The sequence below is a fragment of the Dactylosporangium sp. NPDC049742 genome (assembly GCF_040674675.1).
Taxonomy (GTDB): Bacteria; Actinomycetota; Actinomycetes; order Mycobacteriales; family Micromonosporaceae; genus Dactylosporangium; species Dactylosporangium maewongense.
Genome location: NZ_JBFANF010000106.1, coordinates 14,517 through 27,723, shown reverse-complemented (window position 1 = coordinate 27,723; position 13,207 = coordinate 14,517). Strand labels below are relative to the sequence as shown.

At 70.5% G+C, this 13,207-nt stretch carries 11 protein-coding genes; 1 reads left to right on the top strand and 10 read right to left on the bottom strand.

What is annotated here, in order from left to right:
• The 5 genes from AB0J72_RS56190 to AB0J72_RS56170 form a co-directional block, all read right to left on the bottom strand.
• On the bottom strand, positions 1 to 479 hold a 479-nt coding region (locus tag AB0J72_RS56190), incomplete at its 3' end, for an endo-1,4-beta-xylanase (RefSeq protein WP_363416610.1).
• A gap of 768 nt (positions 480 to 1,247) precedes the next feature.
• A complete protein-coding gene (locus AB0J72_RS56185) occupies positions 1,248 to 3,941 on the bottom strand; it encodes a ricin-type beta-trefoil lectin domain protein (protein ID WP_363416604.1) in 2,694 nt (897 codons plus the stop codon).
• Positions 3,942 to 4,314: 373 nt separating this feature from the next.
• Complete coding sequence (locus tag AB0J72_RS56180) at positions 4,315 to 4,824, bottom strand: SDR family oxidoreductase (RefSeq protein WP_363416602.1); 510 nt, start codon at positions 4,822 to 4,824, stop codon at positions 4,315 to 4,317.
• Positions 4,821 to 5,846 carry an alcohol dehydrogenase catalytic domain-containing protein gene (locus AB0J72_RS56175; protein WP_363416599.1) on the bottom strand — a complete coding sequence of 342 codons (1,026 nt, stop codon included), beginning with the start codon at positions 5,844 to 5,846 and terminating at the stop codon, positions 4,821 to 4,823. Before AB0J72_RS56175 ends, AB0J72_RS56180 begins: the two co-directional genes overlap by 4 nt.
• Entirely contained in the window at positions 5,843 to 6,178 is a 336-nt protein-coding gene (locus AB0J72_RS56170; protein WP_363416596.1) for an L-rhamnose mutarotase, read from the bottom strand. The genes AB0J72_RS56175 and AB0J72_RS56170 overlap by 4 nt, the downstream gene beginning before the upstream one ends.
• 153 nt (positions 6,179 to 6,331) lie before the next feature.
• Between AB0J72_RS56170 and AB0J72_RS56165 the strand changes: the two genes are divergently transcribed.
• Complete coding sequence (locus tag AB0J72_RS56165; protein ID WP_363416593.1) at positions 6,332 to 7,030, top strand: FadR/GntR family transcriptional regulator; 699 nt, start codon at positions 6,332 to 6,334, stop codon at positions 7,028 to 7,030.
• 41 nt (positions 7,031 to 7,071) lie between these two features.
• Here the strand turns inward: AB0J72_RS56165 and AB0J72_RS56160 are convergent, their stop codons facing one another.
• The 5 genes from AB0J72_RS56160 to AB0J72_RS56140 form a co-directional block, all read right to left on the bottom strand.
• Positions 7,072 to 7,956, bottom strand: coding sequence for an amidohydrolase family protein (locus AB0J72_RS56160; RefSeq protein WP_363416590.1), 885 nt, complete (start codon positions 7,954 to 7,956; stop codon positions 7,072 to 7,074).
• Positions 7,957 to 7,987: 31 nt separating this feature from the next.
• A complete protein-coding gene (locus tag AB0J72_RS56155; RefSeq protein ID WP_363416587.1) occupies positions 7,988 to 9,310 on the bottom strand; it encodes an enolase C-terminal domain-like protein in 1,323 nt (440 codons plus the stop codon).
• Positions 9,311 to 9,392: 82 nt separating this feature from the next.
• Positions 9,393 to 10,415: an ABC transporter permease gene (locus AB0J72_RS56150; RefSeq protein ID WP_363416585.1), complete on the bottom strand. Its 1,023-nt coding sequence runs from the start codon at positions 10,413 to 10,415 to the stop codon at positions 9,393 to 9,395.
• Positions 10,408 to 11,949 carry a sugar ABC transporter ATP-binding protein gene (locus AB0J72_RS56145; RefSeq protein ID WP_363416582.1) on the bottom strand — a complete coding sequence of 514 codons (1,542 nt, stop codon included), beginning with the start codon at positions 11,947 to 11,949 and terminating at the stop codon, positions 10,408 to 10,410. Before AB0J72_RS56145 ends, AB0J72_RS56150 begins: the two co-directional genes overlap by 8 nt.
• Positions 11,946 to 13,016 carry a sugar ABC transporter substrate-binding protein gene (locus AB0J72_RS56140; RefSeq protein WP_363416579.1) on the bottom strand — a complete coding sequence of 357 codons (1,071 nt, stop codon included), beginning with the start codon at positions 13,014 to 13,016 and terminating at the stop codon, positions 11,946 to 11,948. The genes AB0J72_RS56145 and AB0J72_RS56140 overlap by 4 nt, the downstream gene beginning before the upstream one ends.
• Positions 13,017 to 13,207 lie beyond the last annotated feature (191 nt).

The following is a 13,207-nucleotide window of genomic DNA, read 5'->3' as shown; positions in this document are numbered from 1 at the left end:
AACGCCACCTCGATCCAGTCGTTGCCGGTCCCCTGCAGGTTCGACTGCCGGCGACTGCCGTCCTCGTTGAACGCCTCGTTCACCACGTCCCAGTACGCCAGCTTGCCCCGGTAGTGACCCATCACCCCGTTGATGTGGTCGATCATCGCCTGCCGCAGGGTGGAGCCGGACAGGCTCTGCATCCACCCCGGCTGCTGCCCGTGCCATGCCAGGGTGTGCCCGCGCACCTTCATCCCCCGCTGGGTCGCCCAGTTGTAGATCTGGTCGCCCGAGCTGAAGTTGAACTGCCCCCGCTGCGGCTCCGTCGCATCAGGCTTCATCTCGTTCTCGGCCGTGATCATGTTGAACTCACGGCCGGTGATCGTCGTGTACGTCGAGTCGCCCAGCCGACCGGCCGCGACCGCCGTGCCGAAGTACCGGCCCGACTGCGCCGCCGCCGCACCCAGCGTGCTCGCCGCCGCGTCCGCCGCCGGCATCATCACCGCGGCAACAGCGACGGCCACGACACCGACCACACCGGCGGTCAGCGCTCTGATGGCGGACGATCTCTTCCGCCGGCTTCCAGCCACCTCAGTCTCCCTTACTTCCGGTAATCGATGCATCGCGTGAGCGCTAACATTCCCGACCGGGCGTGACCTTGGCGCTAGCAGCGCCGGCCAATCAGCGAGCGCCTGGCGGAACGTTCGCACCTGAGACCGCGACGCTGCCAGAACCGCCGGAAACATTCAAGTCGAACGACGGCAGAATCGTACACGAAAATGCATACTCCCAGCTAGGATGGCTTTCCGGTCGATCCATAGATTGCGTAATTTTCGGCGACGACCCGGCCGCCGTGTCACGAATAACAGTTTTGCGACGCCAATTTCCGAGGCACCCGAAGTGCCGCCACGGTTTTCGAAACAATTGACGCACCAGACGCGCGCCACACACCATGCAGTCATTGATCAACATCAAATTTGAAGGAGCGCCCTGACCGGTTCGTACATCGTCCGCAACGGTCGCAGACGACCGGCCGTCGTGGCCGGCGCCCTCGCGGCGGCCGCGGCGCTCGCCGGCACGGTCGTGGCCGTCCGGGCGCGGCACCACGAACGGCACGGCGGTCGTGATCTGGGACTGCAACGGCAACCCGTACTGACCCGGGCCGCGCCACGCGCCGCCCGCGGCGTCCGCCAACGCCGCGGGCGGCGGGGCGCCGTACGGCCGGCCGGTGGACCCAGCCGGCCGTACGACCCCGGCAGCGATAGCCTTCAGCCGCGCAGGCTCCACTGCTGGTTGCTGCCGCCGTTGCAGGACCAGAGGATGATCTTCGTGCCGTTGCCGGCGCCGGCCCCGTTGGCGTCCAGGCACAGGCCGGACTGCACGCCGGTGATGGTGCCGTTGGCGTTGAGGTTCCACTGCTGGTTGGTCTGACCGTTGCAGTCCCAGATGACCACGGCCGTGCCGTTGGTCGTGCCCCGGCCCCTGGCGTCCAGGCATTTGGTGCCGAACACCGTCAGCTGCTTGCCCGAGGTGGCGGTGAACCGCTGGTTGGTCCCGCCGTGGCAGTCCCACAGCTGCGCCTGGGTACCGTTGGCCGGGTTCGTGCCGCCGATGTCGACGCACCGGCCGGACGCGCCCCCGGCGATCATCACGTTCTGCTGGCTGCTGCCGCCGCCCTGCTGCCGCACGATCCACTTCGACTCGGCCGACCGGTTTCCCTGCGCGTCGAGCACGAACAGCCGGTACTCCCCCGCCGTCGCCGGCACGGCGATGGACGTCGCGGTGCCGCCCGCGCTGGTCATCGTCGATCCGGGGACGAAGCTGGTCGTGCCCGACGGGGCCAGCCAGACGGTCCTGGTCGCGTCGCCGGCGCTGCGGATCGGGATCGTGGCCGTCGCGCCGGCGACGAAGGTGCTGGCCGGCAGCACGAGGTTCGCGGGCTGACCCGAGGCGACGATGTCGCGGTACGACTCCTCGATTCCGGCGTTCACGGCGATGCCGTACGCAGGCGCCGGCCAGACGTAGTCGGCGGCGACGACGATGTCCTGGACGGTGCTGTTCGGCAGCGTCTTGTTCGAGACCTTGTTGATGGCGCCGTAGGTCTGCGTGATGCTCAGGTCGTGCTTGCGGCCCCAGTCGTCGGAGTTGATGAGCCATGTGACGTTCTTGTCGACGCTGAGCACGTTGTCCTTGAAGGTGATGTACGCCGATCCTTCGTCCGGGTGCAGTCCGTACTTGTGACCGGCCGGGACGCCCTCGAGGTAGTTGTTGGTGACGGTGGTGCCCGGCTGGCTGCCCAGCGTGTAGATCGGGGCGGTGTCGCTGAGGCGCTGCACGGTGTCGATGATGTGGTTGTAGCTGATGGTGTTGTTCCTCGCCGTGGTGGTCGGCCGGTTCGGCGCGATGGAGCCCGCTGACCCGTCGAAGTTCCACCAGCCCCAGCCGAGGGTGATGCCGGCCCAGGGCGCTTTCTCGATCCGGTTGTGCTGGATGGTCAGCGTGTCGGCGAAGTACGCGGAGATGGGGCTGTGCCCGTTGAACAGCACGGCGCTGTCGTAGAGGTAGTTGTTCCTGATCTCGATGTTCTTGCTCAGGCCCTCGACCTGGGCGGAGTACTTCTCGCGGTTGGTGGAGGTGCCGTCGCCGATGTACACGTGCTGGGGATGGCCGACCGTGATCGCGGAGCCGGCGATGTCGTTGGTGACGTTCCCGATCAGCCGGCTGTTCTGCACGTCGTTGACCATGTTGACGCCGTCGGCGCCGGTGTGCTGGATGCGGTTGCGTTCCAGCAGGATCCCGTCGGCGTTGTCGATCTGGACGGCACCGGGTGCGACGTCGACGTTGCGGTAGTAGTAGTCGTGGAAGTTGCCCCTCGCGTACGCGGAGGCACCGAGGTTGCCCTGCTGCGCCTGCTTGAAGGCGGAGCCGGCGACGTTGAACAGATTCCAGTCGGAGTGCTCGACCGTGAGCCCGGAGAACGTGATGTTCCGGACGTGGCTGCTCGTGGACTGACCGGCGACCCGCAGCGCGGTGCTGACGTTGTTCGGCGCGTACACCGGCGCCGTCGTCATGTCCTCTGAGCTCGCCTTGTAGTAGTACAAGACCCGGCTCGTCTTGTCGAAAAAGAACTCGCCGGGCGTGTCCAGGAACTCGTAGGCGTTCATGAGCTTGTGGCTGCCGCCGGCCTGGGCGTCACCGTTGTAAGCGCCCTGGGCGATCGCCGCGCCGGGCTGCTGGAAGAGCGCCACCCGGCTCGCGCCGTCCGCGCTCGTGGTGACCTGGCGGACCCCGACGATAGCGGTGGTCCAGGTCGTCGCCGTCTCGATCTCGATGTCGTCCTGGTTGCGGGCGACAGCGGGGAAGTCCGAGAGGCTGTACTTGGAACCGTCGCACTCCGAGCCCGACTCCCACGCCCAGGCGGCCTGTCCCGTGCTGACGTTGTAGGTGCCGTAGCACCCGGCCGAGCTGACCGTCTTGGTGGCCATCACCGCCCGCTTGCCGTTCACGTACAGCGACCGCAGCTTGTTGCTCCGATTGAGCGGCGCCTTCCAGATGTTGCCGCTGTGCTGCGTCCAGCCGGTGACCTGGACGCCTGCCTCCAGCACGGGGCGCTCGTTCTGGTAAGTGGCGTAGACGATGCGGTAGCCGTTCGTCCCCGAGTCGCCCGGCGTGAACTCAACGGTGCTGGAGATCGGATAGCTGCCGCCGCGGAGGTACACGTAGATGTCGCCGGTCATGTTCGCGTTGACGGAGCGCACGACGTCCCGCGCACGCTGCACGGTCCTGAACGGAGCCGCGAGCGTGCCGGCGTTGGTGTCGCTGCCGTCGGGGGCGACGTAGAACGTCGCCTGCGTGGCGGCCGCGGCCGGTGGCGGGGCTGCGACCGCCGGCAGCAGCACGGCGGCGGTCGACACCGCAACCGCCGTGAGCCACCTTCCAGCGGTGGAGAACGCTGACTTCACGTTTCGGTCCCTTCTTCTCTGCCCGTCGGCGGGCTCGACGGCCGTTCGTTCGGCGGTGAACGACGCGCCGGCGGGTGATCGCATCGGCGGAGGTGCCGGTCGGCGCAGGGCTCTTGTAGGCCGGCGCGTCACCTCGGGCCGACGCGCCACCCACGCAGAGGGTAAACATCATACGTATGAGGAGCAAGGTCTTGCATGTGTCGATGCTTCCCTCCGCGCAGAGTGCGGCCGTGCGCGTCGACGTTGCCGGGAAAGTTTCCGGAACACCGCGCCGACCTGAGCGGCGCCGCCGTCACCGCCAGGAACGTCGGATACGACGGCGGCATCTCACGGGTCCGCCGGAGAGTGGCCGGCGCAGGTGACGCAACCCGGGTCACCGGCCGAGCCAGCCGCCGTCGACTGGGATGACCGCGCCGTGCACGTAGCTCGACGCGTCGGAGGCGAGGAACACCGTGACGCCGGCCAGGTCCTCAGCGCGACCCCAGCGCCCGGCCGGGATCCGCTCCATGATGGCGCGGTTGCGGTCCGGCTGGTCCCGCAGCGCCTGGGTGTTGTCGGTGGCGATGTAGCCGGGTGCGATGGCGTTGACGTTGACGCCACGGCCGGCCCACTCGTTGGCCAGGGCGCGGGTCAGGCCGGCGATGCCGGACTTCGCGGCGGCGTAGCCGGGCACCGTGACGCCGCCCTGGAAGCTCAGCATGGACGCGGTGAAGATGATCTTCCCGGCGCCGCGCCGCAGCATCCCCCGGCCGACGTCACGGGCGAGCACGAACTGGGCGCTGAGGTCGACCTCGACCATCGCCAGGCCGATGCCGCGGCGGCATCCGGTGACCACGGCGAGCTTGCCGGTCAGGTCGAACGGGTTCGGGTCCGGCGGGTTCACGCGGTGCCTCCGCAGTCGACGAGCACCTTGACGTCGCCGCCGGCCTCGAGGGCCTGGAACGCCGCCGCCACGTGCTCCAGCGGCACGACGCGGGAGATGAGCCGGTCGGCCGGCACCTGCCCGCCGTGCACCAGGCGGACGGCCTCGTCGTAGTCGTCGCGCTGGTACACCCGGACGCCGATCATCTCCAGTTCGCGCCAGAAGACGCGGTGCAGGTCGACCTCGCGCGGGGCCGGGTGGATCGCGACGACGACAAGGCGCCCCCGCACGGCGAGCAGGTCCGTGGCCATCCGCACGCCGGCGGCGGAGCCGGAGACCTCGAACACGACGTCGGCGCCCGCGCCGCCGGTGGCGTCCCGGACGTGGGCGGCGGGGTCGAGCGCTGCCGGGTCGACGGTCGGCAGGCCGAGGTCCGCGGCGACGGCACGGCGGTGCGGCTCGAGCTCCAGGACGGTGACCGCGGCGCCGGTGCTCTGGGCGACCTTGGCGATGAGCAGCCCCACCGGGCCGGCTCCGATGACGACCGCGTGCTCGCCGGCGCGCAGCCGGGACCGGCGCACGTCGTGCACCGCCACCGCGGTCGGCTCGATCAGGGCCGCGTGCCGCAGGGGCAGGTCCGCCGGGAGTGGCACCAGGATGCCGGCCGGCACGGTCCAGGACCGTTGCATCGAACCGGTCGAGTCGATGCCCACGAAGTTCAGCCGGTGGCAGATGTGGGTGTGCCCGGCGGCGCACGCGGGGCAGTCGCCGCACCAGTGCAGCGGCATGACGGTGACCGGGTCACCGACGGCGTGGCCGGTGACGCCGTCGCCGAGCGCAGCGATCCGGCCGGACATCTCGTGCCCGATGACCGCGGGCAGGTGCACCCGGTGGTCCATGGCGCCGTGCAGGATGTGCAGGTCGGTGCCGCAGATGCCGGTGTACGCCACGTCGATGCGCACCTCGCCCGGCCCCGGCGGCACCGCTTCGGTGTCCTCGACGACGAACGTGCGGTTGCCGACGTAGCGGGCGCTGGGGTTCATGCGTCCTCCTCGCTCAGGTGCCACACCTCGCGCATCGGGGCCCACCAGTGCCCGGAGCCGGGCTCGGCCAGGGATTCCTGACAGGGGTCGGTGAGTGTCCACCACTGCTGGGTCTGCGGGTCTGCGGCGATGGTGGCCTGATCGGCGGCGTGGTCGGCGCCGACGTACTCGTAGTAGCCGAACAGCAGGTCGCCGTGCAGGAAAATCGTGTAGTTGCGGATGTTCGCCTGTCGCAGCGTCCGCTGGACGCTGGGCCACACGGCGGCGTGCAGCCGCAGGTACTCGTCCCGGCGCTCCGGCCGGAGCCGGATCACGGAGCCGTAGCGTTGCATCTGGGTCCTCTTTCGGATGCGGTGTCGTCGTCCTCGCCGGAGCCGGCACGGCCGGGGTGTCCGACCGCGGCAAACATCTGATGTATCTATAGTGGAGGTCCGCCGGGACGCCTCCCGTGCCGGCGGGTCCAGGACCGGCTCGGAGGAGGCGCGGTGGCACTGACCGACGAAGCCATCACCAGGATCCGCGCCATGATCCAGAGTGGTGAGCTGCCGCCGGGTTCGAGGCTGCCGCCCGAGCAGCAGCTGGCCGCGCAGATGGGGCTGTCGCGCAGCGGAGTGCGGGAGGCCGTGAAGGTGCTCGAGTCGGCCCGCGTGCTCGACGTGCGCCGCGGCGACGGCACCTACGTGACGAGCCTCGCGCCGCGACTGCTGCTGGAGGGTCTCGGCGTCGCGGTCGAGCTGCTGCGCGACGACACCCTGCTGGAGGTCATGGAGGTGCGGCGCATGCTGGAGCCGGTGGCGACCGGGATGGCGGCGCTGCGCATGTCCGAGGACGACCTCGACGAGCTCGCGCAGATCCTCGAGGACATGCGCGGCGCCGCCGACGACGCCGAGAAGCTCATCGGGTTCGACACGGCGTTCCACCGCACCGTGGTCGCGGCGACCGGCAACGAGACGCTGACCTCGCTGCTGGACGGGCTGTCGAGCCGGACCGTGCGGGCCCGGGTGTGGCGCGGGCTGATCGAGGGCAACTCGGCGCACACGACGATCGACGAGCATCACGCGATCTACCTCGCGCTGCGGTCCCGGGACCAGCTGCTCGCCCACGCCAGCGCGTTGCTGCACGTCAACACGTCCGAGGCGTGGCTGCGCGCAGTGCTGTCCGCGCCGATCGCCGACGGCCGGTAGCGGGACCCGGCGCGACGGGCGGTCCGCGACGGCGCCGCGGGTCATGCTGGCGCACCGGACGGCCGTTCGGGCACCAGCCGCCCGGCAAGGCCGTAGATGCGCATCGCCGTCCCGGCGAAGATCTCGGCGTGGTCCCTCGGCGACAGCGCCGGCAACGCGTCGCGCAGGGCGGCGAGCACGCCGCGGTAGTCGGCGACCAGCAGACACACCGGCCAGTCCGAGCCGAACATCAGCCGCCCGGGGCCGAAGCGCTGCACCGCGACGGCGACGAACGGGCGCAGCGCCTCGACCGACCACCCGGGCCCCGCCTCGGTCACCATCCCCGACAGCTTGCAGGTGACGTTCGGGTTGGCGGCCAGGGCGGCGAACGGCTCCCGCCACCGCCGCAACCCCTCCTCCCCCTCGTCGATGCGTGGTTTGCCCAGATGGTCGAGCACGAGGCGCAGGTGCGGGAGCGCCCGCGCCGCACGCGCGGCGCCCGGCAGCTGATCGGCGCGGATCACCAGGTCGAAGGCGAGCCCGGACGCGCCGATCTCGGCGAGGCTGCGCCGCACCGCCGGCCGGTCGAGGTAGTCGGGGTCATCCTCGCCCTGCACCTGGGAGCGCAGCCCGACCAACAGCTCGCCGCCGCGCAGCCGCCGGTACCGCCGGATCGTCGCCGCCACACCCGGTGCCGCCACGTCGATCCACGCCACGACCCCCGCGATCGCCGGGGTGTCGGCGGCATGGCCCAGGAACTGCGCGGCCTCGTCGACGTGGCACCGGCCGCCCTCGACCAGGACGGTGCCGGTGACGCCGGCCGCGGCGAGCTCGGCGGTCAGGTCCGCGGGCGTGAACGGCCGCCGGATGGCTTCCAGACCCGGCCCGTCGAGCCAGTCGTAGCCCTGTTCGGGCCGCCACAGGTGATGATGGGCGTCGATGATCACGTCGCCTCCGTCGTCGTGGTGGATGCGGGCGTCAGGCGACGGTGGTGAGCGGCTGCTCCTGCGCGGCCCATTCCGGGCCGTCCGGGAAGCGGAACGCGGCCAGCGACGCGGGGACGATCTGCGCGCTCATACCCGGTGCCGTCGGTGCCAGGTAGCGGCCGCCGCTGATACGGACCGGGTCGACGAAGTGTTCGTGCAGATGGTCCACGTACTCGATGGCCCTGTCCTCGACGCTGCCGCTGACCGCGACGAAGTCGAACATCGCCAGGTGCTGCACCAGCTCGCACAGCCCGACGCCGCCGGCGTGCGGGCAGACCGGCACCCCGAACTTCGCCGCGAGCAGCAGGATCGCCAGGTTCTCGTTGACGCCGGCGACCCGGCACGCGTCGATCTGCACCACGTCGATCGCACCGGCCTGCAGCAGTTGCTTGAACATCACGGCGTTGTGGCCGTGTTCGCCGGTGGCGACCTTGATCGGCGCGACCGCCCGGCGGACCGCGGCGTGGCCCAGCACGTCGTCCGGTGACGTCGGCTCCTCGATCCAGTACGGGTCGAAGGCGCTGAGCTCGCGCATCCATCCGATGGCGTCGGGCACGCCCCAGATCTGGTTGGCGTCCACGGCGATGCGGATCTCCGGGCCGACGGCCTGCCGGGCGATGCCCATCCGGCGCACGTCGTCGGCCAGGTTGCCGCCGACCTTCAGCTTGATCAGCCGGTAGCCGGCGTCGACGGCCTCCCGGCACAGCCGGGCGAGCTTCTCGTCGTCGTAGCCGAGCCAGCCCGGCGTGGTGGTGTAGGCGGGATACCCGCGCTCCAGCAGGATCCGTTCCCGGTCCGCCCGGCCGCCGGCGGCGCCCCGCAGCAGGGCGAGCGCCTGGTCCTCGGTGAGCGCGTCGCGCAGATAGCGGAAGTCGACCTGGGCCACCACCTGTTCCGGGGTGAGGTCGGCCAGCAGCTTCCACAACGGCTTGCCGGCCCGCCGGGCGGCGAGGTCCCACACGGCGTTGACCAACCCGCCCGCGGCCATGTGCACGACGCCCTTCTCCGGCCCGAGCCAGCGGATCTGGCTGTCCCCGGTGAGGCGCCGGGCGACGGCGCCCGGGTCGGCCAGCAGCTCCTCGACAGGCTGTCCGACGATCATCCCGGCGAGCGACCGCATCGCCGCGACCGCGATCTCGGTCCCCCGGCCGACGGTGAACACGAGACCGTGGCCTTCCGCGCCCGAGGTGGTGCGCAGCACCACGTACGCGGCGGAGTAGTCCGGGAACGGGTTCATCGCGTCGGACCCGTCCCGGTGGCGGGAGGTGGGGAACCTGACGTCGACGGTGTCCACGGACGAGATGCGCTCAGTCACCGATGCTCCTTGGGGGGTCTTGGACGGTTCTTGGCGCTGCACGGCAGCACCCGGGCGGTCGCGGGCCCGGCGATCGGCCGTGTCACGTCTGTGCCTTGCCGCCGGTGATCCGGGAGAGCACCAGCGCGACGAGGATGACGGCGCCGTTGAGGAAGTTGGTCCATTGGGCGGGCACGCCTGCCAGCGTCAGCACATTGATGATCATGAACAGCAGCAGGACGCCGGTGAACGCGCCGAACACGGTGCCCTTGCCGCCGTTGAGGCTGACGCCGCCGATGACCGCCGCGGCGAAGACCTGGAAGATGGCGCCGTTGCCCTGCGCGGCGGGCACGGCGGCGAGCCGGCCGCTCATCATCAGGCCCGCGAGCGCCGCCAGCGCACTGGCGACGATCAGCGTGGTCCACAGGATCCGGTCGGTGCGGATACCGGCCGCGCGGGCCGCGTCGACGTTGCCGCCGATCGCGTAGAGCGCGCGGCCGGCGCGGGTGAAGCCGAGCACGACGATCCCGGCCGCGAACAGCAGCAGCGAGATCCAGACCGACGCGGGAACCCCGAGCCAGGTGGTGGAGCCGAGGTAGGTCATCGACGTCGGCAGGGCGAAGAAGGTCTTGCCGCCGGAGATCCCGGTCAGCAGTCCGCGCAGGACGATGAGCATGCCGAGGGTGACGATGAACCCGTTGAGGCCGAAGCGGACGATGAGCAGACCGTTGAAGGCACCGACCAGGACGCCGACGAGCAGCACGACCGGGATGGCCAGGGCCGGCGGCAGGACGTGGACGCCGAGCCCGTGGGTGACGGCCGGGTCGATGATCAGCCAGGCGGCGATGCCGGGGGCGAGCCCGAACGTCGACTCCAGCGACAGGTCCATCTTGCCGGTGATCAGCACCATGGTCTGGGCGAGCACCAGCACGGAGATCTCCGACATGCTCTGCAGGACATTGACGATGTTGTCCGACCGCAGGAAGACCGGATTGACGATGTATCCGACGACGGCGACGGCGACGATCGCGGGGACCAGCGCCAGGTCCCGAAGCCGCGCGAAGGCGAGACTCCGGCGCACCTCGGACGGCGCGGACACCGCGGTCTCGGGCAACGTGTCAGTCATGGTCGACATCGACCCCCTCCATGGCGGCTACCAGTTCGTTGTCGGTCCAGCCGTGCGGCTTCTCCCCGACCACTCGGCCCCGGAACATCACCAGCACCCGGTCGCACTGGCGCAGGTCGTCCAGTTCGTCGGAGACGATGAGCACGGCGGTCCCGTGACGACGCACCGTCTCCACGACACCGAGCAGCGTCTGCTTGGAGCGCACGTCGACGCCGGCGGTCGGCGTGATGAGCACGAGCAGCTTCGGGTGGCCGGCCAGGGCGCGACCCATCACGACCTTCTGCTGGTTTCCGCCGGAGAGCTCGGAGACCGGCACGTGCGGGCCGGGCGCCTTGACGGCGAGGTCGGCGATCGCGGCACGGGCGAAGACGTCGCGGCGGGCCGGGGAGATGAACCCGTTGCGTCCGATGCGATGCGGGACGGTCATCGTGACGTTCTCCCCGATGGACAGCTGCGGCACCAGGCCCTCCCGGTGCCGGTCCTGCGGCACCAGGCCGACGCCGGCGTCGAGCGCGTCCGCCACGTTGCCCGGGCGCAGCACCCGGCCGTCGAGCACGACCGTCCCGGCCGCGGGGCGGGACAGACCGACGATCGCCTCGGCGACCTCGACCTTGCCGCTGCCTCCGCCGCCGGCGATGCCGACGACTTCTCCCGCCCTCGCGTCCATCGACAGCTCGGCGCCGGAGCGGGTGGTCAGCCCGCGGACGGACAGCAGCACCGGCGCGTCGGCCGCCAGCGGCCGGTGGGTGGCCTCGGGCATGCTCACGTCCTCGCCGGTCATCGCGGCCACCAGTGCCTGGCGGCTCAGCTGCGCCACCGGCGCGGTGAGGATGTGCCGGGCGTCGCGGAAGACCGTCACCTGATCGCAGATCTCGTAGATCTCCTGCAGGTGATGGCTGATGAACAGGAAGGTGACCCCTTGTGCCCGCAGGTGGCGGATCCGTTCGAACAGCCGGTTGATGCCGGCGGCGTCCAGCTGCGCGGTCGGCTCGTCGAGGATGATGAACCGCGCGCCGAACGACAGGGCCCGTGCGATCTCGACGAACTGCCGCTGCTCCACCGACAGCGTTGCGGCCGGCTGGCGGACTTCGACGTCGACCGCCCAGGTGGCGAGCAGCCGCTCGGCCTCGTGCCGCAGTGCGGACCAGCGGATCAGCCGGCCGGAGCCGCGCGCGTGCCGGTTGAGGAACAGGTTCTCCGCCACGGTCAGTGCCGGGATGATGGTCGACTTCTGGTACACGCACGCCACGCGCCGCCGCCACCCGTCTCGGTCGCCGAGCGACGGTGCCGGCGTACCGTCGAAGGCGACGGCGCCGTCATCGGGCGCCTGCAGGCCGGTGAGGATGCCGACGAGGGTCGACTTGCCGGCGCCGTTGCGCCCGACCAGGGCGTGGGTCTCGCCCTGCTGCACCACGATGCCGGCCTCGGACAGCGCGACGGTCGAGCCGAACCGTTTGGTGATGTTGACGGCCTCGACGACGGGCCGGCCGCTGGGGACCGGCCCGTCGGTCGTGCCTTGCCGGGCGGAGCTCATACGCTGTTGCCCCACAGGGACTTGTCGTCGAACTTGAGGCTGGGCTGGCCGCCGATGGTGGCACCGTCCTGGGTCACCAGCGGCGCGGCGAGCTGGTCCTCGAGCAGGCCGTCGCGGACCTGGATGATGGTGCTGCCGTGGTCGGTCGGCCCGGGCTGGAAGGTCTTGCCGTCGATCGCCGCCTTGACGTAGTAGAGCCCGTACTTGGCGTAGAGGTCGGCCGGCTGGCTGACGGTCGCGTCCATGGCGCCGCTGCCGATGTTCTTGAGTTCCTCGGGGATGCCGTCGTTGGAGACGATGAAGACGTGCTTCGGGTCCGACGGCGGGACCTGCAGGCCCTTCTGCTTGAGGATCTGCAGCGTGCCCGACAGCGCGAACGACGACTGCATGTAGATGCCCTTGATGTCCGGGTCGGACGCGAACCGGGTCTGTAGCTTCGCCGCGGCGACGTCGGCCTTCCAGTCGGTGGCCTCGCCGAAGACGGTGATGCCGGGGAAGTCCTTCTTCATGCACTCGTTGAAGGCTTCGGTGCGGTCCCGGCCGTTGATCGAGGCGAGGTCGCCCTGCAGCATGACGACCTTGCCCTTGCCGCCGAGCTTCGTGCCCAGGAACTGGCACGCCTTGGTGCCGTAGGCGCGGTTGTCGGCCCGCACCACCATGAACACCTTGCCGGTGTCCGGCCTCGTGTCGATGGTGACGACCGGGATCTTCTTGGCGTCCAGCTGCCCCAGCGTCGGGGCGATCGCCGCGGTGTCCTGCGGCGCCATCACGACGCCCTTCACGCCCTGGCTGATGAACGTCTGCGCGTTGGAGATGAGGTTCGCGATGTCGTTCTGCGAGTTGGTGGCCTTGAGCTCGACACCCAGCTCCTTGGCGAACTGGGGCGCGTACTTGATGTAGGAGTTCCAGAAGTCGGTGTCCGAGCGCGGGTAGTCGACCCCGACCAGCGGCGCCGAGCTCCCTGTGGTGCCGGTCCCGGACCCGCCGTCGTTGCCGCAGCCAGTGGTGAGCGTGGCCGCGCCGAGCGCGACAGCCAGACCGCAGCCGAGCAGAGCTTTACGGTTCACGGGTCTCCTTCCGTGGTGCGCTTCGAATTGGGTGCGCGCCGCGAAGCGCAGGTCGGCACGGTCGACCGCCGCTGCCCGCGGACGCGGGAGCGTGGACCGGATGTCGGGGTGTGGGTGGCGCACGCGGCGCGCGAGGGGTGTTGTGCGGGGCGTACAGCGGACCTGCCTGACGAGGCGTCCGCCAGACATCA